Annotated in this window: 19 protein-coding genes and 1 pseudogene; 8 read left to right on the top strand and 12 right to left on the bottom strand. The window is 66.9% G+C overall.

The genetic code is table 11. The features are described from left to right. The first annotated feature begins 34 nt into the window (after positions 1-34). Positions 35-502, top strand: coding sequence for a BRO-N domain-containing protein (locus tag PKB_RS13460; protein ID WP_043252460.1), 468 nt, complete (start codon positions 35-37; stop codon positions 500-502). A 240-nt stretch (positions 503-742) separates the two neighbouring features. Here PKB_RS13460 and PKB_RS13455 read toward each other — a convergent pair whose 3' ends face one another. The 6 genes from PKB_RS13455 to PKB_RS13430 form a co-directional block, all read right to left on the bottom strand. Further along, entirely contained in the window at positions 743-2,299 is a 1,557-nt protein-coding gene (locus PKB_RS13455) for an amino acid ABC transporter permease/ATP-binding protein (protein ID WP_052355441.1), read from the bottom strand. 65 nt (positions 2,300-2,364) lie between these two features. Continuing rightward, the gene (locus tag PKB_RS13450; protein WP_043252458.1) at positions 2,365-3,174 is read right to left on the bottom strand and encodes an ABC transporter substrate-binding protein; all 810 of its coding nucleotides are present in this window, start codon (positions 3,172-3,174) and stop codon (positions 2,365-2,367) included. 33 nt (positions 3,175-3,207) lie between these two features. Continuing rightward, positions 3,208-4,251 carry an isopenicillin N synthase family dioxygenase gene (locus PKB_RS13445; protein ID WP_043252456.1) on the bottom strand — a complete coding sequence of 348 codons (1,044 nt, stop codon included), beginning with the start codon at positions 4,249-4,251 and terminating at the stop codon, positions 3,208-3,210. Between the two features lie 19 nt (positions 4,252-4,270). Then, on the bottom strand, positions 4,271-5,113 hold the full coding sequence (locus PKB_RS13440; protein ID WP_043252453.1) for a sugar phosphate isomerase/epimerase family protein: 843 nt from the start codon (positions 5,111-5,113) through the stop codon (positions 4,271-4,273). A gap of 577 nt (positions 5,114-5,690) precedes the next feature. Continuing rightward, positions 5,691-6,611, bottom strand: coding sequence for a 2-dehydropantoate 2-reductase (gene panE, locus PKB_RS13435; RefSeq protein ID WP_043252451.1), 921 nt, complete (start codon positions 6,609-6,611; stop codon positions 5,691-5,693). Between the two features lie 102 nt (positions 6,612-6,713). Then, a complete protein-coding gene (locus PKB_RS13430) occupies positions 6,714-7,670 on the bottom strand; it encodes an alpha/beta fold hydrolase (RefSeq protein ID WP_043252449.1) in 957 nt (318 codons plus the stop codon). 335 nt (positions 7,671-8,005) lie between these two features. Here PKB_RS13430 and PKB_RS13425 point away from each other — a divergent pair, with 335 nt between their 5' ends. Further along, positions 8,006-8,260 carry a hypothetical protein gene (locus PKB_RS13425; RefSeq protein WP_043252447.1) on the top strand — a complete coding sequence of 85 codons (255 nt, stop codon included), beginning with the start codon at positions 8,006-8,008 and terminating at the stop codon, positions 8,258-8,260. Between the two features lie 7 nt (positions 8,261-8,267). Here PKB_RS13425 and PKB_RS13420 read toward each other — a convergent pair whose 3' ends face one another. After that, a complete protein-coding gene (locus PKB_RS13420) occupies positions 8,268-9,236 on the bottom strand; it encodes an AraC family transcriptional regulator (protein WP_043252446.1) in 969 nt (322 codons plus the stop codon). A gap of 157 nt (positions 9,237-9,393) precedes the next feature. Here PKB_RS13420 and PKB_RS13415 point away from each other — a divergent pair, with 157 nt between their 5' ends. The 3 genes from PKB_RS13415 to PKB_RS13405 are packed head-to-tail and all read left to right on the top strand — an operon-like array spanning position 9,394 to position 12,816. Beyond that, positions 9,394-10,314, top strand: coding sequence for a bile acid:sodium symporter family protein (locus PKB_RS13415; protein WP_043252444.1), 921 nt, complete (start codon positions 9,394-9,396; stop codon positions 10,312-10,314). Positions 10,315-10,321: 7 nt separating this feature from the next. After that, a complete protein-coding gene (locus PKB_RS13410; protein WP_043252442.1) occupies positions 10,322-11,065 on the top strand; it encodes a sulfite exporter TauE/SafE family protein in 744 nt (247 codons plus the stop codon). Further along, positions 11,062-12,816, top strand: a complete 1,755-nt coding sequence (locus tag PKB_RS13405; RefSeq protein ID WP_043252440.1) for an N-acyl-D-amino-acid deacylase family protein — start codon at positions 11,062-11,064, stop codon at positions 12,814-12,816. Before PKB_RS13410 ends, PKB_RS13405 begins: the two co-directional genes overlap by 4 nt. A 54-nt stretch (positions 12,817-12,870) precedes the next feature. On the opposite strand, the gene PKB_RS13400 is transcribed toward PKB_RS13405, so the two are convergent. Then, positions 12,871-13,917, bottom strand: coding sequence for an MBL fold metallo-hydrolase (locus tag PKB_RS13400; protein ID WP_084166634.1), 1,047 nt, complete (start codon positions 13,915-13,917; stop codon positions 12,871-12,873). Positions 13,918-14,145: 228 nt separating this feature from the next. On the opposite strand from PKB_RS13400, the gene PKB_RS13395 reads away from it, so the two are divergent. After that, complete coding sequence (locus tag PKB_RS13395; RefSeq protein WP_043252438.1) at positions 14,146-15,015, top strand: 3-hydroxybutyryl-CoA dehydrogenase; 870 nt, start codon at positions 14,146-14,148, stop codon at positions 15,013-15,015. A gap of 247 nt (positions 15,016-15,262) precedes the next feature. Here the strand turns inward: PKB_RS13395 and tauD are convergent, their stop codons facing one another. The 4 genes from tauD to tauA all read right to left on the bottom strand — a co-directional run bounded on the left by tauD (position 15,263) and on the right by tauA (position 18,927). Next, a complete protein-coding gene (gene tauD, locus PKB_RS13390; protein ID WP_043252436.1) occupies positions 15,263-16,099 on the bottom strand; it encodes a taurine dioxygenase in 837 nt (278 codons plus the stop codon). Between the two features lie 42 nt (positions 16,100-16,141). Then, positions 16,142-16,960 (bottom strand): ABC transporter permease subunit, encoded by an 819-nt coding sequence (locus tag PKB_RS13385; protein ID WP_043252434.1) that lies wholly within the window; start codon positions 16,958-16,960, stop codon positions 16,142-16,144. Further along, a complete protein-coding gene (locus PKB_RS13380) occupies positions 16,950-17,756 on the bottom strand; it encodes a taurine ABC transporter ATP-binding protein (protein WP_043252432.1) in 807 nt (268 codons plus the stop codon). Before PKB_RS13380 ends, PKB_RS13385 begins: the two co-directional genes overlap by 11 nt. Positions 17,757-17,916: 160 nt before the next feature. Next, the gene (gene tauA / locus PKB_RS13375; RefSeq protein WP_043252430.1) at positions 17,917-18,927 is read right to left on the bottom strand and encodes a taurine ABC transporter substrate-binding protein; all 1,011 of its coding nucleotides are present in this window, start codon (positions 18,925-18,927) and stop codon (positions 17,917-17,919) included. 205 nt (positions 18,928-19,132) lie between these two features. Here tauA and PKB_RS13370 point away from each other — a divergent pair. Next, positions 19,133-19,447 (top strand): annotated as a pseudogene (locus PKB_RS13370) (TauD/TfdA dioxygenase family protein); the annotation flags it as partial. 208 nt (positions 19,448-19,655) lie between these two features. Further along, positions 19,656-20,984 (top strand): purine-cytosine permease family protein, encoded by a 1,329-nt coding sequence (locus PKB_RS13365; RefSeq protein WP_052355275.1) that lies wholly within the window; start codon positions 19,656-19,658, stop codon positions 20,982-20,984. The last annotated feature ends 7 nt before the right edge of the window (positions 20,985-20,991 follow it).

Raw genomic sequence — 20,991 nt, 5'->3', positions numbered from 1 at the left:
GTGGCGGCTTCTTGAACGAGCAAGGAGCGACAGCATGAGCCCTTCCGAATCCGTCCTTACCCCTTCCTTCTTCCTGCGTCACCACCGCCAGCTTCGCGGTGTGCTGATCGACAGCCAGGCCTGGTTCGTCGCCCGCGACCTGGCGCGCCTCACCAACAGCCATATCACCGAGCGAGTCATCCAGCGGCTGGACTCCGACCAGCACCGCAGGGCGTTGTTGGCCGGGCTGCGCGGCGAGGTCGCGGAAGAAATGCTGGTCAGCGAAAGCGGCGTCTACGCGCTGCTGATGGTCAACTTCTACCACCCGGAAAACCGCAGCCTGCGCCAGTGGCTGAGCAACGAAGTGCTGCCGGTACTGCACAACGCCCAGCAACACAACCCGCACCAGCCCCGCCGCTATTTCGGCCCGGCGCTGGGCAAGCAAGTCGGCCTGCTGGACTGGCAAGGCGCGCTGTGGATGCGCGTAGCGGACGCCGTGAAGCTGTGGGAGGCGCGGCCGTAATGCATGTGGCGGTGCAACCGGCGAGAACCTGAACCTGTAGGAGCGGCCCATGGCCGCGAATCGCGCGCATGGCGCGCTCCTACACGGTGGCTTCGGTGCGGGGTTTTTCGCGGATGAGATCCGCTCCTACTGGATGAAGCCGATCTTCGTCGCTTACGCCAAACCGCCCCCTCTCCCGCTTGCGGGAGAGGGGCGGTGTACACCGCTCTCAAGCAAGGCTTGCCCTTGCCATGAACGCTCTCAGCCGGCGATGAACGCCCGGCGTTGTGCCTCGTCCTGCTCGGCCTGGCGCTCCAGGCCGATGAAGCGCATCACCCGCTCGCCGCATTCGCCGTTGCGGATGCTTGCCGGGGCGGCGTCGACCTGTACCTGGCCGTGCTCCATGAAGATCACCCGGTCCGAGATCGACATGGCGAAGTCCATCTCGTGGGTGACGATCACCATAGTCATGCCTTCCTTCGCCAGGTCGCGGATCACGTTGAGCACGTCGCCCACCAGTTCCGGGTCCAGCGCCGAGGTCGGCTCGTCGAACAGCATGATCGCCGGCGCCATCGCCAGCGCACGGGCAATGGCCACGCGTTGCTGCTGGCCGCCGGAGAGCTGGTGCGGGTACTTGTACGCATGGGCCAGCAGGCCGACCTTGTCCAGCAGCGCCAGGGCCTTCTGCTCGCAGACCTCGCGCCCGGCCTGGCCGTGGAAGCGCGGCGCCAGGGTGACGTTGTCGAGGATGGTGCGGTGCGGGAACAGGTTGAAGTTCTGGAACACCATGCCGATGTGCTGCACGCCTTCGCGCAGGCGCGCGGGGTTCGGCTTGCCGGCCTCGATGTAGGCCTTGCCGAACAGCTCGGTGGCGCCGCCGTCGATGCCTTCCAGGCCGTTGACGGTACGGATCAGCGAGGTCTTGCCGGAGCCGGACGGGCCGATGATCGACACCACCTCGCCGTTGCCCACGCGCAGGTCCACGCCCTTGAGCACTTCGTGCTTGCCGTAGCTCTTGCGGATGCCCTTGAGCTGCAGCGCCGGCGGCGCGCCGACCGGAGCGGCATCGCGGCCGGCCACCGGGGTGGCCGGGAGGTTCTTGCGCAGGCTTGCCACGCGCTCGTCGGTCAGGGTTTCCGGCTTGCGGGCGTTGAGGTCCAGGCGGTGCTCCAGGTACTGCAGGCCCCAGCCGAACAGGGTGACGATCAGCACGTAGTAGATGGCCACCGCGGACAGGGTTTCCATCACCAGGAAGTTCTGCGCGTAGAGGCGCTCACCGACTTGCAGCAGTTCGGTGAGGGAGATCACCGAGACCAGCGAGGTCAGCTTGACCACGGTGACGTATTCGTTGATCAGCGTCGGCAGCGAGATGCGGAACGCCTGCGGGATGACGATCAGGCGCTGGATGCCGATGCCGCCCATGGCCAGGGCGCGACCGGCTTCCTTCTGGCCCTTGGCCACGGAGATCAGGCCGCCGCGATGGATCTCGGCCATGTACGCAGCTTCGGTCAGCACCAGGGCCAGCAGGCCGGCGATGAAAGGATTGGACAGCAGCGCGCCGCTGGCCGGGAAGAGTTGCGGCAGGTTGTAGACGAAGACCACCAGCACCAGCAGCGGCACGCTGCGGAAGAACCAGATGTACAGCGCGGTCGGCACGCGCAGCCAACGCGAGCCGGAAAGCTTGGCACAGGCGAGTAGGAAGCCCAGGACCATGCCGATCAGCCAGGTCAGGGCGCTCAGTTCGATCACCGTGACGCAGGCCTTCCAGAAATCCGGCAGGGAGAAGAGCGAGAAGAAGTAGGACCAGTCGAATTGCATGGGTACCTCGGCGAACGGGCCCGGCGCGAGGCCAGGCCCGTCTTTCATGTTGCGTTAAAGCGGAATCACTCGGTCGCCGGAGCTTCTTCGAGAGCGTACTTCTTCAGCAGGGCAGCGAATTCGCCGCTGTCCTTGGTCTTCTGGAAGGCGGTCTTGAGTGCGTCGTACAGCTCCTGGTTGCCCTTCTTCACATACATGCCCAGGGTCTGCTTGTAGATCAGCTCATTGGAGCTGACCACCACGCGGCCCTTGGAGCGCTCGGCGATCATGTGCGCGGCGCCGGAGATTTCCACCTGGGCCTGGACGTTCTTCGACAGCAGCGCCTGGGTCACTTCAGGCGCGGACGGGTATTCGCTCACGCTGATGGCGCCCTTGCCGTTGGGTACGCAGTAGGTCTTGGACAGCTCCTCGAACTTCGGCACCCAGGTGGTGCCCTTCTCCAGGCCGATCTTCATGCCGCAGAGGTCCTCGGGCTTCTGCGGGCGCTCCTTGCTGTCGGCCGGGACCATGATGGCCGCGCCGGTCTGCGCGTAGGGGATCGCCATGGCCTGGGCGGCACGCTCGGGGGTGACGTACATGCCCGAGATCACCGCGTCGAAGTGGCCGGCGTTCAGGCCCAGGATCAAGCCGGAGAACTTGGTGTTCACGAAGCTCGTCTTCAGGTCCATGTGCTTGGCCAGCAGCTCGGCCAGCTCGGGGTCGGAACCCACCACCTTGTCACCGTCATAGGACTCGAAGGGCGGATAGGTGATTTCCATGCCGACCTTGAACTGCCCCGGCGTGGCGGTCACGGCGGCGCTGGCGGTCTGCAGGGTGCCCAACAGGGTGGCGCCGACAACGGCTGCGGCCAGGAGGGTGCGGGTGGTTTTCAGCATCGTGATTGCTCCAGTCGAGGGTTTGTGCGCGGCTTAGGAAGGCTGCGTCTGTTTTTTCAGGTGGCCGAAGCTGGACGGCTTGCGCGCCCGCTCCGGCAGTGCCAGCTCACCGTCGGCGACCTTGCGGCGCAGGTAGCTGTAGGTCTGCAGCGCCTGGCTCCACATGTGCTCGCCGATGGCGATGGTTTCGTACTCCTGGCCGCCGTTGTCGAACTGCGGCAGCGGGCGGATCTGCGTGTGGTAATCGCACGCATAGAACAGCGGGAACGAGTAGCGCTCCTCGCGCACCGTACGTACGCGGTGAGCGGTGGCGACGAAGGCGCCGTTGGTCATCACTTCCAGCATGTCGCCGATGTTCACCACGAAGGCGCCCGGCACCGGCGGGGCGTCGATCCACTCGCCGTCTTCGTTCATCACTTCCAGGCCCGGTTCGGTGGCGTGGAGGATGGTGAAGCACTCGTAGTCGGTGTGCGCACCAATGCCCGGGGCGTCCTGCGCCTCGCCATCGAAGGGGTAATGGATCAGGCGCAGCTTCGACGGCGGCCGGCTCACCAGCGGGTCGAAGTAGCCTTCCTCCAGACCCAGGGCCAGGGCGAAGCCGTCGAACAGCTTGCGGCCGAGGGCGAACACTGCCTGGTAGTAGGCGCTCACCTGCGACTGGAAGCCGGGGATCTCCGGCCAGCGGTTGGGCCCCAGCAGCGGCGTGCCGGCCAGCACCAGCGGATCGTCGGCGGGCACTTCGAAGCCGACGTCGAAGGCTTCCTTGTGGTCCGGCTTGCCCTTGGAGTAGACCTCCTCGCCTTCCGGGACGAAGCCCTTGTGGCTTTCCGAGGCGCCGATGTAATGGCGCATCTTGGCTTCCAGCGGCTGGGCGAAGTAGTCCCGCGCTGCGGCTTGCAGGCCCTCGATCAGCTTCGGATCGAGGCCGTGGTTGCGGATGTAGAGGAAGCCTACTTCGCGGGCCGCCTTGCCCAGTTCGGCGGCCACCGCCTGGCGGTCTTCCAGGCGTTCGCTGAACAGCCCGCCGATGTCGACGACGGGAATGGAAGTGAAAGCCTTGCTCGCTTGCTCCTGCATGGTCGATGGCTCCAGAAGGTCAGGATTCGAGGAAACGCTGGAAGTGGCGACGTTCTTCGTCGGCCATCCAGCGGTTCAGCGCCCACAGATCGGCGATCGGGGCATTGGTGAATGGCAGGTGATGCAAGTAGCCGTCCGGGCCGAATTCCGGGGTCAGGGTGGTGACCTGCTGACCGCGCGCCTGCTGGGCGCGCCACACGGCTTCCCAGTGCTTCTGGTGGAAGGCCAGCGCGTTGGCGTATTCCGGCGCGCCGGGGTGCGGCACCTGCGGGCCCTGGTCGTAGCCGACGCGGGCCTGGATGTGCTGCACGCGCTCGACGAAGGGCGCGAGGTCGTCGGCGGGGTCGTCGAGCAGGCGCTCGCAGACCACCACCCAATGGCTGATGTCGGTGGTGAAGCGCAGCTCGGGCACCTGGCGAATCAGCTCCAGGGTCACCCAGGGGCTGTAGAGCGAGCGGGCGCGATGAATCTCGAAGAGGCAGGTCAGTTCCTGCGCGGCGGCCAGCTCCAGGGCGCGGCCGAAGAAGTCGACCTGCGCGGCCAGCGACCAACGATCGTTGCCGGCCAGGCTGTTGACCAGGCGCGGCGAAAGTTCGGCGGCGTAGCCCAGCTTGCGCTGCAGGTCGTCCAGGTGCACCTGCGGGCTGGCCGACTGGTCGGGCAGCACGTCGTGGGCGGTGAACAGGGTCGCGATGTAGGGCACCCCTTCCGCGACCAGCAGCCGTGCGTATTCGGCGCGAAGGGCGGGATCGAGGGGCAGGCGCGCTTCCAGGCCGTCGAAACCGGCCTCGCGCAGTTCGGCGATGGCCTGCGGCCAGCCATGGGTGTAGCCCCACAGGGTGCGGAAGATCTCGAGTCGCATGAACGAACTCCGGACAGGGTGAACCGCGCCGTCAGGCACGGCGAAGCATTCGGCGGGAGGTTCAGCGCACGGGCGCAGCGACTGAGAGCGTCAGGCGGCGATACGGATCGGCGGACGTTGGGGAGGATGCGGAACGGGAGAAATGCGCAAGCATGGACACGGTGGTATTCCTCTGACAGACCGCTGTTTCGCGGACCTGTACTCGCCGATTGTTGTTGTGCGCCTGGCGTGTTGCCGGCGGGCTTTGGCAGTAGGAACAGCAGCGCGGTCGAAGCTTTTCAGGTGCCCCGATCCGCGTACGCCACGGCCTCTGTGGCTTGGCGTGGGTGCAGTTTTCGCAGCTTGCTGCAGCGAGAAAAATAGCCCGGCGCAAATAATTACTTCAGATATTTCTGAAGTAATCCGGGTAGTCAACCGTGGGAATTTTCGTCAGAGCGAAAGCATCGACCAGCGCGCGGTCTAGATCGCGGCTTGTCGTAGGAGCGGACCTTGTCCGCGATCGCGGGCATGGCCCGCTCCTACGGATTGATATCGGTGCCAGGGATTTTCGCGGATGAGATCCGCTCCTACCGATTGGTTACCCGTTAAGCCCCTGCTGATACACCGAGAGGTGCACGTACACCGCCTGCAGCAGCGGCGTGTCCAGCCCGGCTTGCTGACCGCGTTGCAGCAAGTCGCCGATGATCTGCTCGGCCTCCACCGGATGGCCGCCAATGAGATCGCGGTACATCGACGAAGTCTGTGGCGACCCGCGCAGGGTCAGCAGGCGCCGGGCCTCGCCGAGAAAGGCCTCGCTCGGCGGCTCGCCCACCGTGCGGACCACCGCGACCACTTCGTCGATCAGGCGCAATGCGAAGGCACTGCCCTGGGGCGCCGCGACCACCTCGCCGATGCTGCCGCGCATCAGGCAGGTGATGCCGCCCAGGGACGCCAGCAGAATCCACTTCTCCCACATCTCGCGATGGATGCTGGCAGACAGGCGCGCGTCGAAGCCGGCGCCGCGCAAGCATTCGTCCACTCGCTGGATGCGCTCGCTCTGGCTGCCGTCCATCTCGCCGTAGGCCAGCTCGTTGAGGGTGCCGTATTGCACGATGCGGCCTTGTGCATCGAGGGTCGAAGCGATCTTGCAGACACCACCCAGCAACACCCCGGCGCCGAAGCGCCGGGTCACCGCGTCGACGTGATGCATGCCGTTGAGCACCGGCAGGATCATGCTGTCCGGGCCGATGGCGGGTGCCAGATCGTCCAGCGCAGCTTCCAGCGCATAGGCCTTGACCGTCAGCAGAACCAGGTCGTAGGGGCCGTCCAGGCTGTCGGCGGTGACCAGACGAGGCGCCAGGCTGAAGTCGCCGTGGGAGCTGAGCACTCGCAGGCCATTTTCGCGCAGCACCTGTTCGCGCGCCGGGCGCACCAGGAAGGTGACATCGCGCCCCGCCTGCGCCAGGCGCGCGCCGAAGAAACCACCGGTGGAACCTGCACCCACTACCAGAATGCGCATCGCGTTTCTCCCGTCGAGCCCTTGAAAGGATCTGCCCAGAACATTGCGTGTATATACGCGCAATGCGCCGAAAATGCATTCGCGGGCGCGGATAGGTGCATCTCAGGCCGGATAGTGGCGGTCGAGGAAGTCCAGCAGTCGTTCGTTCACCGCCTGCGGACGCTCGTTCTGGATCCAGTGGCCGCAGTCCAGCCAATGCATTTCCAGCCGCGGCACCACTTCCGTCATGCGCTTGAGGGTGTAGGCCTCCAGGCGCGCAACCGGGTCGTGTTCGCCAACCAGGAACAGGGTCGGCTGCAGCACCTGGCGCCCGGCGAGGGATTCGTTCAGCTGCCAGTTGCGCTCGAAGTTGCGGTACCAGTTGAGCGCGCCACGGAAGCCACGGCCGGCGAAGGCGCGGATATAGAAGTCGAGGTCTTCATGACTGCACCACGCGGGCAATTGCTCCGGCGTCGGCTGGGCGTCGAACAGACGCGCACCGGCCGGTTTGTCCTGGAGGAACGGGTCCTCGTCGCCGGGATCGCGGAAGAACAGGCGCAGGCTGCGTTCGATGTCCGCATCCAACTCGGCCTCGGCGACGCCGGGCTGCTGGAAATAAAGGATGTAGTTGAAGCGCTCGGCAAAGGCTGCGGCGAGGATTTCTGTGGCCGGGCGCTTGGGTCGCCCGGCGTAGGGCACCGAGAGCGTCGCCAGGGTGGTCACCCGCGCCTCGTCGAGCAGCGCCAGGTGCCAGGCCACCAGGGCGCCCCAGTCATGGCCTACCACTGCCACGCGCTGCTGACCGAAAGCGTCCATCGCCGCACGGATGTCGCCGCACAGGGTCGGCAGGTCGTAGTCCTCGACCGCCGGCGGCGCGTCGCTGGCGCCATAGCCACGCATCTCCGGTACGAACACGCGATAACCGGCGGCGGCCAGCGCGGGAATCTGCGCGCGCCAGGAATGCCAGCACTCGGGGAAGCCGTGCAGCAGCCAGACCGGTTGCCCGTCGGCGGGCCCGGCCACATGCACGTTCAGATGAATGCCGTTCACCGGCAGCAGGTGTTGCTCGATTGCGTCCATAACCCATCCACCTCCGATCGAGCGGCCACGCTAGCAGGCACCCGACGACGGCGAAACGACCATTCACTGGCGCAATGCCACGGCTGTCGATATAGCCAAACGGCAGCGGGGTAATCGCCAGTGGTGCTCAACGGGAGTGCGGCGCGTCCCACTCCGGCAACTTCCGACGAATGGCCCGGCGCCTCTGGGCTCTGCGTTACAGCCCGAAGACGGACGCTGTAGGACGGCGCTGTCGGAAGTGTCATACGCACGTTACAGATGCGCTGCTAAGCTTCTGTTCCCGGCGTAATTTTCCGCAGACCCGAATCTCTTCAACGAGCGAGAGGGCGAGTGCGATGGAAATACCCTACCCGCTGTTCAAGGAACTGGTCGAAGACGAGTTCCAGGGCATGAGCTGCCACTGCGCGCTGAATCAGGACCGCACCGCGACCCTGGCGTTCCGCCTGAACGACCCCAAACGCACGGCCTACGAGATTCCCGCGATCGATTTCGCAAGCGCCAGCTACTGGGACCTGAGCCTGCTGATCATCGACCTGCGCAACCACCTCGAAGCCGTCGAGGCACACGCCTCGCTGCGACTTAGCGCCTAGATCGCCCTCACTCGGCGCCGCCCTGGCGAAACTGCCCCGGCGCCATGCCGCTCCAGCGGCGGAACGCCTTGGCGAAGGCGCTTTCATCGGAGAACCCCAGCCGCTCGGCGACTTCCGCCAGGCGCGGCGTCTCGCGCAACAGGCGTTCGGCCATGCGCTGCAGCACCTGTTCGCGCAGCAGCTTGAAGCTGCTGCCCTCCTCCGCCAGCTTGCGGTTCAGGTGCCGGCCGCTGAGGTTGAGATGCTCGGCAACCCGTTCCTTGCCCCACTGCGGATGCACCTGCAGCAGTTGCTGCACCTGCACGGCCAGGCTCTGTGCACCCAGCCGGCGCAATTGCTCGTCGGCCAGTTGCCGCAGATGCTCGCGCATCGGCCCGTTGGCCTGGATCAGCGGCGTGCGCAGGTCGGCCACGGCGAAGCTCAGGCCAGGCTCGGGCGCGTCGAAGACCGGGGCGATCCCGAGCAGATCGGCATACAGACACACCTCTCCGCGCGCCGCATGGGCCATCTCCACCCGCTGTGGCCGCGCACGTTCGCCGGTGATCCAGGCGGTCAGGTGCACCAGGCTAGCCAGCACCGCTTCCACCCGTTCGGCGCGACGCACCCGGTAGCTCGGCAAGTAGCGCAGGGTGACGGCATCGGCCTCGCGCTGCAGGACGAACTCGCTGCCCTCGCCAATGATCGGGTAGTACTCCAGCAGCCCTTCCAGGGCCTCGCCGAGGGTTTCGCAGCTCATCAGCAGCGCGCCGACCATGTCCAGGTGGCCGACCTGCAGGGCACTACCCAGGCGCAGGCCGATCAAGGCATCGCTGCTGGCGGCGCACAGCGCCTCCCAGAACTCGTCCTGGCGCGCCAGCGGGATGCGCGCCTCGTCACCCAAAGCTCGCAGCGCCGGCGGCACGGCCAGGCCCAGACGCTCGGCGGCCTGGAGCACGCCCTGGGCGTAATGCACGGTGATGGAGGGAGATCGGGTCATGACGTCCTGAATTAACCGGAAAAGGTCCTGATTCGCCATTACAGCGGGGCGGGCGGGCCCATATGCTTGCCCAATACGACAACAAAAACAAACCGAGCCCTTGCATGCCTAACACCCTTGCCACCGGAAGCTCCGGCACCACGCGGGAGCTGCCTCGATGAACAACGTGCACCTGGAGTTCGCCAACAGCTCGATGCTGGCACTCAACGCAATCATCGCGCTGATGATGTTCGGCGTGTCGCTGGAGCTGCGCCGAGAAGACTTCACCCGCATCCTGCGCGCACCCAAGGCGCCGCTGATCGGCATGCTCGTGCAGTTCCTGCTGCTGCCGGCGGGCGCCTGCCTGCTCGCCAACCTGCTGCCGATCGACCCGCAGCTGGCCCTGGGCATGATCCTGGTGGCGACCTGCCCGAGCGGCAGCTTCTCCAACGTGATGACCTGGCTGGCGCGCGGCAACGTTGCGGTCTCGGCCAGCGTGACTGCGGTGTCGGGGCTTTCCGCCGGCTTCTTCACGCCGTTCAACTTCGCCCTCTACGCGAGCCTTGCGCCGAACACCCGCGCGCTGCTCACGCAGATCCACATCGACCCGCTGGAGCTGGTCGGCACCGTGGTGCTGGTGCTGCTCCTGCCAATGCTCGCCGGCATGTTCCTCGGCCGCCAGCGCCCGGGCCTGGCGCGGCGCCTGGAAAAACCCATGCGAATATTCTCGCTGCTGGTACTCGCGGCCTTCGTCGGCATGGCCTTCGTGAAGAACTACGCGCAGTTTGTCAGCTACTTCCACCTGTTCTTCTGGCCGGTGCTGCTGCTCAACGGCGGCGCCCTGCTGCTCGGCTACCTCTGCGCGCGCCTGTGCCGCCTGGGCGCAGCGGACGTGCGCGCGGTGACCCTGGAAAGCGGCATCCACAACTCGGCGCTGGGCATGGCGCTGATCCTGACCTTCTTCCCCGAGGCCAGCGGCATGCTGCTCATCGCTGCCTTCTGGGGCTGCTGGCAGCTGCTCTCCGGCTCCCTGCTCGCGCTCTACTGGTCGCGCCGCGCGCCCGCCGTCACCAGCGCGCTCGCTGCCGGCACACGGTGATCACGCCATGCCTTACACCTTGCCTGCGCTTGGCAGCTTCATCCTGCTCGCCTACACCCTTGAAGCGGTCACCGGCTTCGGCAGCGTGGTGGTCGCGCTGTCCCTCGGCGCACTGCTGCTGCCGATCGACCAGTTGCTGCCGGTACTGGTGCCGCTGAATGTCGGCCTGACCGGATGCCTGGTCTGGCGCCACCGCAAGCTGATCGACACTCGCTTGCTCTTCGCCACCCTGCTGCCGGGGATGCTGCTCGGCATGCTCGTCGGCTACCTGCTGCTGCCGCACCTGCAGCCGCAACTGCTCAAGCGCGGCTTCGGCCTGCTGATCCTCTGGTTCGCCGCCCGCGAACTGAGCCGCGGCTGGCGTGACGAAGCCCCGCGCGGCCAGACCCCGGCCTGGCTGCTGCGCCTGACCACCGGCGCCGCCGGCGTCTGCCATGGCCTGTTCGCTTCCGGCGGGCCGCTGCTGGTCTACGGCCTGGCCACGTTGCGAATGGACAAGTCGCGCTTCCGCGCAACGCTGGTCAGCGTCTGGTTCACCCTCAACGGCCTGCTCACCCTGGCCTTCCTCGCCGACGGCCGCCTGCTGCCCGCCCTACCCCGCGTGCTAGCCTTCGCGCCCTTGCTGCCGCTCGGCCTGTGGCTGGGCGAACGCCTGCACCGGCGCTGCGCCGAACGGCATTTCCGCCTGACCATCCACCTTCTCCTGCTGCTGAGCGGGACCCTGTTGCTGTCGCCCTGGAGCCTCCCATGAGCTACGACGTCATCATCAAGAACGGCCTGTACTTCGACGGCAGCGGCGCGCCCGGCGAACCGCGCCACCTGGGCATCCGCGACGGCCGCATCGACACCCTCAGCCTCACCCCGCTGGACGAGGAAGGTTGCCCGCAGGTACTCGACGCCGCCGGCAAATGGGTGACCCCGGGCTTCCTGGAAATCCATTCGCACTACGACGCCGAGGTGATAGCCGCGCCGGCGCTCAAGGAATCCGTGCGTCACGGCGTGACCACGGTGTCCGTCGGCTCCTGCTCGATCAGCATGGTGCTGGGCGAGGCCGAGGACTGCTCCGACCTCTTCACCCGCGTCGAGGCGGTGCCACGTGACATCGTCCTGCCGATCCTCCGCGACAAGCGCACCTGGCGTGATGCCGCCGGCTACCGCGCCTTCTACGAGCAACAGCCGCTGGGGCCGAACCTCTGCTCCTTCCTCGGCCACTCCGAGCTGCGCGTCGCGGTCATGGGCCTGGAGCGCGCCATCAGCGGCGCCAAGCCGACCGAGGCAGAACTGCAGCGCATGGAACAGCTGCTCAACGAGGCGCTGGACGCCGGCTGCTTCGGCCTCTCGGTGATGACCACGCGGCTCGACAAGATGGACGGCGACCGCGCCTGGTCCAGCCCGCTGCCCTCCACCTTCGCCACCTGGAAGGAGTTCTCGCGCCTGTTCGCCGTGCTGCGCCGGCGCAACGCGCTGATGCAGGGCGCGCCCAACGCGGTCACCAAGATCAATGTGTTCGCCTTCCTCTGGCAGGCCCACGGCTGGTTCCGCCGGCCGCTGAAGTCGAGCATGCTCACCGCCCTGGACCTCAAGTCGCAGCCCTTCATGCACCGCGTCACCCGCGCTTCCGGCTGGCTGGCCAACCGCGTACTGCGCGGCCGCTACCGCTGGCAGACGCTGCCGGCGCCCTTCGTGGTGCGTATCGAAGGGCTGAACATGAACGGCTTCGAGGAGTTCGGCGCCGGCGAAGTGCTGCGCGACATCAAGGACCCGGACGAGCTCTACGCGCGCATCCAGGACCCGGCGTTCCGCGCGCGCTTCCGCAAGGACATCAAGGCCACCCTGAGCATCGGCCTGTGGCACCGCCGGCTCTCCGACTGCTGGGTGCGCGAGTGCCCGGACGCCAGCCTGGTCGGGCGCAACTTCGAGGAAATCGGCCAGGCGCGCGGGCAAGACGCGGTGGATGCCTTCTTCGACCTGGCCCTGCAGTATCGCAATGCGCTGAAGTGGACCACCTGCTACGGCAACCACCGCCCGCAGGTGATGCAGAAGCTGCTGAGCAGCCCCTGGACCCAGCCGGGCTTCGCCGACTCCGGCGCGCACCTGGCCTCCCACGCGCAGTACAACTTCGCCCTGCGCTTCCTCAAGTACGTGCATGACGCCGCAAAGGCCGGCCAGCCGTTCATGGACACCGGCCACGCGGTACGCCGCCTGACCGGCGAGCTGGCCGACTTCGCCGGGCTGGACGCCGGCTACATCCGCGTCGGCGACCGCGCGGACCTGGCGATCATCAACCCCGAAGGCCTGACCGACGCCCTCGACGAGGTGCAGGAGGCGCCGATGGAAAACCTCGGCCTGGTGCGCCTGGTGAAGCGCAACGACGACGCCGTCGAAGCCACCCTGATCAACGGCCGCGTGGCCTACCAGCGCGAGCAGGGCTTCGCCGAGGCGCTGGGCAAGGAGCAGGGATTCGGCCGTTTCCTGTCCGGGAAGGATGTGCTGCCGGCGTGATCCAACGGCGGATAACCCCTTCGGGGTTATTCGCCCTACGCTGCTGCGCCGCAATTACGCTCGGCTGTACCAGGCGACGCCATCGGCGTCGTCATGGACTTCAATCAAGCCGCGCTGCAGCAGGTAGTTGAGATTCGCCAGGCATTCGCCGGTGGCCAGCGGCAGCAGGTCCTGGTCAATGCGCCGGGCGAAGAGTGCGCCGAACAGGTCGATGGCGCGCTTCGGGCCTTCTTCCAGCAAGCCCTGCAGGCGTTCGAGGGCACGGCCGTGGCCACGTTGCAGGTGCTCCAGGCGGGCGTGCAGCGGACGGAACGGCTCGTTGTGCGCCGGTAGCACCAGCACGTCGTCGGGCACTTCATCACGGATCCTCGCCAGCGAGGACAGCCACTGCCCCAACGGGTCGGCTGCCGGCTCCGTGGGGAACACCGAGACATTCGGCGAGATGCGCGGCAGCACCTGGTCGCCGGCGATCAGCAGCTGCAGGTCCGGGCAATGGAAGCTCGCGTGCTCCGGCGAATGGCCGCTGCCGACCACCACCCGCCATTCGTGCTGGCCGATGCGGATGCGTTCACCATCGCGCAGGCGCCGATAACTCTCCGGCAGCGGCCAGATGTGCTTGCCGAACCCGCCGAAGCGCGCACGGTACTGCGCAATGGCCGCTTCGTCCCAGCCGGCGCGGCGGTAGAAGCGGATGCCTTCGGGCGGCGCCTCGCGGCCGTTGTCGGCGACCAGCACGCGGCAGTTCATGTACTCGCCGAAGGTCATCCAGAGCTCGCAGCCGAACTCGCGGGTGAGCCAGCCGGCAAGGCCGACGTGGTCGGGATGCATATGGGTGACGAACACCCGCGTCGGCCGCCGGCCGCCCAGCGGTCCGCTGGGTGCGAACAGCGTGCGCCAGGCGTCGAGGGTCGCCTCGGTATGCATGCCGGTGTCGAACAGTGCCCAGCCGTCACCGTCTTCCACCGCCCACAGATTGATGTGGTCGAGGCTCAACGGCAGCGGCATGCGCAGCCAGAGCACGCCGGGGACGATCTCGTGGACTTCGCCGGGTTGCGGCGCGGGGCCGGAGGGGTATTCGAGCGGAATGCGTTCGGGCTTCATGGGCATCGCCTGGCTGGGTCGCGGTGTGCCGTCGATTCTCGGCCATTTCGATGCGGCTTGCCCCACCCATATGGGCGATTCGGCCAGCCTATGGCGTATATACCCTCGGAAAAACGCCAAGGCCGCTGCCCCACCCGTTACGAGACTCGCCGGTCGGCCGCGCCTGCGCTATCGTCGCCGCCGGCGCCAAAGGCGCAGTCCATCCACCTGAGAGGAAGAACAACAAAGATGAGCACCGCAGACACCACCCTCGGCATCCGCAAGATCGGCGTGATCGGCGCCGGCACCATGGGCAACGGCATCGCCCAGGTGTGCGCCGCGGCCGGCCTCCAGGTGGCCATGATCGACGTCAACGACGCCGCCGTGCAGCGTGGCCTGGCCACCATCGACGGCAACCTCGAGCGCCTGATCAAGAAAGAGAAGCTGGCCGCCGCCGACAAACCCGGCATCCTCGCGCGCATCCACGGCAGCACCGACTATGCCGCGCTGAAGGACGCCGACCTGGTGATCGAAGCCGCCACCGAGAACCTCGAACTGAAGCTGCGCATCCTGCGCCAGGTGGATGAACTGGTGTCGCCCGAGTGCGTGATCGCCAGCAACACTTCGTCGATCTCCATCACCCAGCTGGCCGTGGTGGTGCGCAACCCGCAGCGCTTCATCGGCATGCACTTCTTCAACCCGGTGCCGGTGATGGGCCTGCTGGAAGTGATCCGCGGCCTGCAGACCTCCGACAGCACCCACGCGCTGGCCATGAACTTCGCCAGCATCGTCGGCAAGACCGCGGTGAGCGTGAAAAACGCTCCGGGCTTCGCGGTCAACCGCATCCTGGTGCCGATGATCAACGAAGCGATCTTCGTGCTGCAGGAAGGCCTGGCCAGCGCCGCCGACATCGACGCCGGCATGCAACTGGGCTGCAACCACCCGATCGGCCCGCTGGCCCTGGCCGACCTGATCGGCCTGGACACCCTGCTGGCGATCATGCAGGTGCTCTACGACGGCTTCGGCGACTCCAAGTACCGCCCCGCGCCGCTGCTCAAGGAAATGGTCGCTGCCGGCCGCCTCGGCCGCAAAGCCGGCCAGGGCTTCTTCAGCTACTGACCCGCACGCTGGGAGCCCCAGGCTCCCGGCCGCTCGCCCAGCCCTTTCGCACGATCCCGTTGGCCGCCTCTATTGCCCCCGGCCATATGCACTATCAAGCGCATTCATCATTAGCCAGCCAACTATTTGCTAATTTGAACGCCATCAGGTTCTAGCACCTGGTTTTGAAGCATCAGGCCATTACCACTCCCCGCTTCCCCCGCGACTCGGTAATGGCCTTTTTTTTCGTCCGCGAAAAAGTGCACCGTCAGAAAGGCTTGTCGCCGAGGATGGTCGCGCGGTGCATCACCCGGCGCTGCGGGCGGTAGTCGTCGACCGCGTAGTGCTGGGTCACGCGGTTGTCCCAGAAGGCCACGTCGTTCTCCTGCCAGCGCCAGCGCACGCTGAGTTCCGGACGGCTGAAATGGGCGAACAGCAGGTCGAGCAACGCGCGACTTTCCGCGGCCGAAACTTCGTTGATGCGCGTGGTGAAACCGTCGCTGACGAACAGCGCCTTGCGCCCGGTCACCGGGTGGGTGCGGATCACCGGATGCGAGCGCGGCGGGTTCTTCAGCCGTGCCTCTTCTAGGCGCGCGAGGTCGGCGTCGGTGGCGCCGAAACGCTCCTGGGGGAAGGACTTGCCGATGTCGTGGGTCGCGGTCAGGCCGTCGAGCAGCTGCTGCAACGGTTTCGACAGCGCCTCGAAGGCCGCGATGCCGCTGGCCCAGAGGGTGTCGCCGCCATACGCCGGCAGTTGCTTGGCAGCCAGCACGGCGCCCAGCGCTGGGGTTTCCAGGAAGGTCACGTCGGTGTGCCAGATGGCGTTGTCGCGCACGTCGGTGACGGCGGTGTCGAGGACGATCACCTCGCGCTGCTCGGGCACGCTCGGGTAGATCGGATGGATGTGCAGGTCGCCGAAACGGCGGGCGAAGTTCGCCTGCTGCGCCGGGTTCAGCGGCTGGTTGCGGAAGAACAGCACCTGGTGCTGCAGCAGCGCCCGCTCGATGGCCTGCTGCTGGGCGTCGTCCAGCGGCTGGCGCAGGTCGATGCCGGAGACAACGGCGCCGAGGGCCGGGCTGATGGGTTCGATGGTCAGGGTGGTCATTTTTCTCTCTCGAATTCTCGTACGCGAAGCCGGGCCCGTGCCCTACTCCCAGGATGCGAAGCGGCGCTGCAGCCAGCGCAGGCCCAGTTCGAAGCTCAGGGCGATGGCGGCGATCAGCAGGATGCCCAGCACCACCACGTCGGTGGCGAGGAACTGCGCGGCCGACTGCACCATGAAGCCCAGGCCGCGGTTGGCGGCGATCAGCTCGGCGGCGACCAGGGTGGACCAGCCCACGCCGAGGGCGATGCGCAGGCCGGTGAGGACTTCTGGCAGCGCGCTGGGCAGGATCACGTGGCGCACCACCTGCCAGCGGTTGGCGCCCAGGCAGCGCACCGCCTGGATGCGCGTCTTGTCCACGCGGCGCACACTGGCGGCGGTGGCGATCAGCAGCGGCGCGAACAGCGCCAGGTAGATCAGCAGCACCTTGGACAGCTCGCCGATGCCGAACCAGATGACGATCAGCGGCAGGTAGGCCAGCGGCGGGATCGGCCGGTAGAACTCCACCAGAGGATCGAGCGCGGCGCCCACCAGCGGGTTGAGGCCCATGAGGATGCCCAGCGGAATGGCGGTCAGCACCGCCGCGCCGAGGGCCAGCAGCACGCGCAGCAGGCTGGTGCCGATGTGCTGCCAGAGGCTGGCGTCGACGTAGCCTTCGGCGAGCAGGCGCTTGAAGGTATCGACCAGTTGCTCGGGAGCCGGCAGGAACAGGGTGTCGACCCAGCCCAGATGCGTGGCCAGCCACCAGAAAGCAAAGAGCGCGCCGAGGCTGCCCGCAGCGGCCCAGCGGCGCGAATCACGCGGGCGGACCACAGCGCTGCGACGGTTCGCAGGCAGCTTGGCGGTCAGGGTATCAGTGGGCATGTTCGGCCTCCGGCTCTTCCAGGCTCTCGTCTTCCAAGAACTCATCCAATAACGCCTGACGCAGGCGACCAAACTCGGGATCGGACTTGATCGAACGCACCGGCTCGCCGGCCGCATAGCGCCGCGCGAAGTCCGGACGCAGGCGCTTGACGATGCGCGCCGGCGGGCCGTCCATGACCACCAGGTCGGTGGCCAGGAACAGCGCCTCGTCGACGCTGTGGGTGATCAGGAAGAGGCCCTTGCCGGTCTTGCGCCACAGGTCCAGGGTCAGCACCTGCATGCGCTCGCGGGTCAACGCATCGAGTGCGCCGAAGGGTTCGTCGAGCAAAAGGAAATCCGGTTCCACCGCCAGCGCGCGGGCCAGGCCCAAGCGCTGCCGCTGGCCGCCGGAAAGCTGCGAGACGCGGTAATGCGCGTGCTCCTGCAGGCCGACCAGGCCCAGCACCTCGCGGGCGCGGGCCTCGCGCTCGGCACGGCCCAGGCCGCGAATGCGCAGGCCCAGGGCGACGTTGTCGAGGGCGTCCAGCCAGGGCATCAGGGCGTCGTCCTGGAACACCACGCCACGCTCGCCGCCGGGGCCTTCGAGGGTGCGGCCGTCGATCTGCACGCGACCGCGGTCGGGTTGCTGGAAGCCGGCGAGGACGTTGAGCAGGGTCGACTTGCCGCAGCCGGAAGGGCCGAGCACCACCAGGGACTCGCCCTTGGTCACGTCCAGTGTGAGTTCATGCAGCACGCGCCGGATCTGGCCATGCTGCTCGAAGGAGAGGCTCACCGCCTCGGCCGTCAAACGGCTCATGTTTCTGCCCTCCGTAGGGTGAGAAGGAATCCTGGGTATTTCCTGATGACCCTGTAGGAGCGGCCCATGGCCGCGATTCGCGCGCATGGCGCGCTCCTACAGGGGAAAGATGTGTGCGTAGGGCAATAACCGCGTAGCGGTTATCCGCCGCACTCGCGCCTCAGCGCTGCCCGACCTGGACCGATTCCGCCTGGCGCACGTATTCGGCGCTGACGTACGGGCTGTAGTCCTTGAGCACCGAAGGCACACGCTTCTGCTCTTTGAGGAAGGCCGCAGTACCGGCGATGTCCTTCGCGGTGCCGCCGCCCAGCAGGGCGCTGGAGAGCTGCGCCTGGGTTTCCGGGAAGGCCGAACCGGCGAGCAGTTCGGGCACGTCTGCAGGAGATGCGCCGGTCAGGCGGGCGATCTTCTTCGCCTGCTCGGAATCGGCGGTCCACTGGGCCTTGTGGGCGTTGTAGTCGGCGAAGGAATCCAGGGTCACGCGGGCGAACTTGGCCAGCACTTCCGGGTGTTTCTCGGCGAAGTCCTTGCGGGCCACCCAGACCTCGAAGGTCGGTGCGCCCCAGGTGCCCACTTCCGCGGCGTCGGTCAGCACCTTGCCGCTCCTCTTGATCTCGCCCAGGGCCGGCGACCAGACGAAGGCGCCGTCGATGTCGCCACGGCGCCAGGCGGCGGCGATCTCGGTGGGGTTGAGGTTGACGATCTTCACCTTGCTCGGGTCGATGTTCCAATGCTTGAGCGCGCCCAGCAGGCTGTAGTGCGAGGTGGAAACGAAGGGCGTGGCGATGGTCTTGCCGACCAGGTCTTCGGGCTTCTCGATCTTGCTGCCGTTGCGTACCACCAGGGCCTCGGCCGCGTTGATCTGCGCGGTGACGATGAAGGCCACGATCGGCAGGCCGCGCGAGGTGGCGGCGGCGAGCGGGCTGGAGCCGAGGTTGCCGAGCTGCACGTCGCCCGAGGCGATGGCCGTGACCACTTCGGCGCCACTGTTGAAACGACGCCAGTCGAGCTTCTCGCCGATGGCTTTTTCATAGGTGCCATCGGCCTGGGGAACCTTGGTCGGATCGATGCCGGTCTGGTAGCCGAGGGTGATGTCGGCCTGGGCGACGCCGGCGATACCGGCCAGGGCGAGCGCGGCCAGCAGGCGGCGCGGGGCGAAAATGGATTTCATGGCGTTGCTCCTCAGGGACTGGGCGGCCGCCTGCTGAGCGAGGACGGACCACGGGACGTTTTCAGGGGGATCGGGGCGTGTCCGGTGGTCCGGTAGGAGCGAGATTACAGATATAAGAAATTAGAAATAAATACTTTTTGGTTATTTGCATATGGCGCCTGGATTGAGTCCACGATCAGTGTCCAGGCCCCTTTTGGCGGGCGTTCCCGACATCGAGCCGATCCAGGGCACCGAACACCCGCTGGTGCGCATCCATCCGGAAAGCGGCAAGCCCGTGCTCTTCCTCAGCGTGCACACCGAAGTGGAAATCCCCGGCGCCGACCCGCAACAAGGCAAGGCCCTGATCGAACGCCTGCGCGCGCACCTGCAGAAACCCGAGCTGATCTACACCCACAAGTGGCAGGTCGGCGACATCGTCTGGTGGGACAACCAGGCCACCCTGCACGCCCGCAACGCCTTCCCCGCCTCCGAGCGGCGCCGCCTGAAGCGCATCAGCCTGAGCGGCAGCCGGCCGTTCTGAGGCCATTGGGTACGAGCCGCGGCCGACCGGTCGCGGTTCATCGTCGCCCCTCGACAGCAGCGCTCCAGCGGCGATCCGCGCGGCAGAGCCTCTGCGGGTTTTCTGTGCGCCCAGGCGCAAAAACACGTACGCCAAACGCCAATCCCGATCGAACGCTTTTCCTTACCGTTCTGGAGCCTCTCACTCCATTACAAGAAGGGTTACGGTCATGGCTGGCGCACTTTCCAACACGCAAACGACTCCCGAACTCCCCATCCCCGAGGACCAGCGGCTCGGCCGCGGTTCCCTGACCATGGCCTGGTGGGGCATCTGCAGCGCGATGTTCTACCTGGTCGTCGCCGCCGCCCTGGCCATGGGCTACGGCACGCTGAACGCACTGATCGGCCTGGTGCTGTCGGTGCTCAGCTACGGCGTCATCAACGCCGTCATCGCCCGCCACGCCATCGCCAGCGGGCTGTCCGTCGCGCAGTTTTCCCAGGTGCTGTTCGGCCGCAGCGGCGCGGCGCTGGCCACGCTGATCTTCAGCGCCACGGCCATCTACTACAGCGTCTTCGAAGGCTCGGTGATGGCGGTGGCGCTGCACCGCTACCTGCCGGGGCTGGAACTGCACGCCGCGTTCCTGGTAGTGGTCGCCTACAGCGTGCTGCTGATCTTCGGCAATGCCATGCGCTGGCTCGACAAGCTCAACGGCGTGCTGCTGCCCTTCTACCTGCTGGGCCTGGTGGCGGCGGTGGCGATGGCCATCGGCGAGTATGGCTACTCCTCGGCCTGGTTGAGCCTGGCGCCCAAGGGCGGGCCGGTGGCCCACGGCTGGTGGAACTGCTTCACCTACTTCATGGGCGTCTGGGTGCTGATGATGTACACCTGGGACTATGCCCGCTTCGGCAAGCCCGGAGACAGCACCTACCACGCGCGCTTCAACTTCGGCATGCCCTTCTACACGGTGGCCTTCCTGCTCAACGGCCTGGTCGGCATCTTCCTCGCCGCCACCATTCCCACCGAGGGCGGACTGAGCGAGGTCTCGGTGGTGCTGGCGATCATCCAGCTCATCGGCCTGGGCGGCCTGCTCTTCGTGTGGATCAGCCAGACACGGATCAACACCGGCAACTTCTTCCTCGCCGCCACCAACCTGCAGGCCTTCTGCAGCCACTTCGGCCTGCGGCGCGTGCCCTACGTGGCCTGGGCGCTGCTGACCGGTGCGCTGGTCTACCTGCTGATGCTGCTCGACGTGTTCAGCTACATCCTCCAGGCGCTGGCCTACCAAAGCCTGTTCATCGTCGGCTGGGTCGCCATCACCCTGGCGCACCTGCTCGGGACGCGTAGCGTCCGCTACCGGCTCCACCCCCCGCCCGCCTTCCGCGCCCGCGGCCTGCTGGCCTGGTTGCTGTCCGCCGCCGCGGGCATCGCCCTGCAGCTTTCCGGCAACGCCGACCTGGCCACCGCCGCAGCGCCGGCCGCCTTCGTCGTGGCCTTCCTCGTTTACCGCGCAGCGCCCCTGCTGCTGCGTCGCAACCAGCTCCAGGGCGATCTGGGCTGACTTCCGG

It is taken from the genome of Pseudomonas knackmussii B13, assembly GCF_000689415.1.
Taxonomy (GTDB): Bacteria; Pseudomonadota; Gammaproteobacteria; order Pseudomonadales; family Pseudomonadaceae; genus Pseudomonas; species Pseudomonas knackmussii.
This window is presented reverse-complemented; position numbering and strand designations above follow the sequence as displayed.

Excerpts from the sequence above, each read along its gene's own strand:
- PKB_RS13460 (WP_043252460.1), top strand. The coding sequence starts at position 35 with ATGAGCCCTTCCGAATCCGTCCTTACCCCTTCCTTCTTCCTGCGTCAC.
- PKB_RS13455 (WP_052355441.1), bottom strand. The coding sequence starts at position 2,299 with ATGCAATTCGACTGGTCCTACTTCTTCTCGCTCTTCTCCCTGCCGGAT.
- PKB_RS13450 (WP_043252458.1), bottom strand. The coding sequence starts at position 3,174 with ATGCTGAAAACCACCCGCACCCTCCTGGCCGCAGCCGTTGTCGGCGCC.
- PKB_RS13445 (WP_043252456.1), bottom strand. The coding sequence starts at position 4,251 with ATGCAGGAGCAAGCGAGCAAGGCTTTCACTTCCATTCCCGTCGTCGAC.
- PKB_RS13440 (WP_043252453.1), bottom strand. The coding sequence starts at position 5,113 with ATGCGACTCGAGATCTTCCGCACCCTGTGGGGCTACACCCATGGCTGG.
- panE (WP_043252451.1), bottom strand. The coding sequence starts at position 6,611 with ATGCGCATTCTGGTAGTGGGTGCAGGTTCCACCGGTGGTTTCTTCGGC.
- PKB_RS13430 (WP_043252449.1), bottom strand. The coding sequence starts at position 7,670 with ATGGACGCAATCGAGCAACACCTGCTGCCGGTGAACGGCATTCATCTG.
- PKB_RS13425 (WP_043252447.1), top strand. The coding sequence starts at position 8,006 with ATGGAAATACCCTACCCGCTGTTCAAGGAACTGGTCGAAGACGAGTTC.
- PKB_RS13420 (WP_043252446.1), bottom strand. The coding sequence starts at position 9,236 with ATGACCCGATCTCCCTCCATCACCGTGCATTACGCCCAGGGCGTGCTC.
- PKB_RS13415 (WP_043252444.1), top strand. The coding sequence starts at position 9,394 with ATGAACAACGTGCACCTGGAGTTCGCCAACAGCTCGATGCTGGCACTC.
- PKB_RS13410 (WP_043252442.1), top strand. The coding sequence starts at position 10,322 with ATGCCTTACACCTTGCCTGCGCTTGGCAGCTTCATCCTGCTCGCCTAC.
- PKB_RS13405 (WP_043252440.1), top strand. The coding sequence starts at position 11,062 with ATGAGCTACGACGTCATCATCAAGAACGGCCTGTACTTCGACGGCAGC.
- PKB_RS13400 (WP_084166634.1), bottom strand. The coding sequence starts at position 13,917 with ATGAAGCCCGAACGCATTCCGCTCGAATACCCCTCCGGCCCCGCGCCG.
- PKB_RS13395 (WP_043252438.1), top strand. The coding sequence starts at position 14,146 with ATGAGCACCGCAGACACCACCCTCGGCATCCGCAAGATCGGCGTGATC.
- tauD (WP_043252436.1), bottom strand. The coding sequence starts at position 16,099 with ATGACCACCCTGACCATCGAACCCATCAGCCCGGCCCTCGGCGCCGTT.
- PKB_RS13385 (WP_043252434.1), bottom strand. The coding sequence starts at position 16,960 with ATGCCCACTGATACCCTGACCGCCAAGCTGCCTGCGAACCGTCGCAGC.
- PKB_RS13380 (WP_043252432.1), bottom strand. The coding sequence starts at position 17,756 with ATGAGCCGTTTGACGGCCGAGGCGGTGAGCCTCTCCTTCGAGCAGCAT.
- tauA (WP_043252430.1), bottom strand. The coding sequence starts at position 18,927 with ATGAAATCCATTTTCGCCCCGCGCCGCCTGCTGGCCGCGCTCGCCCTG.
- PKB_RS13365 (WP_052355275.1), top strand. The coding sequence starts at position 19,656 with ATGGCTGGCGCACTTTCCAACACGCAAACGACTCCCGAACTCCCCATC.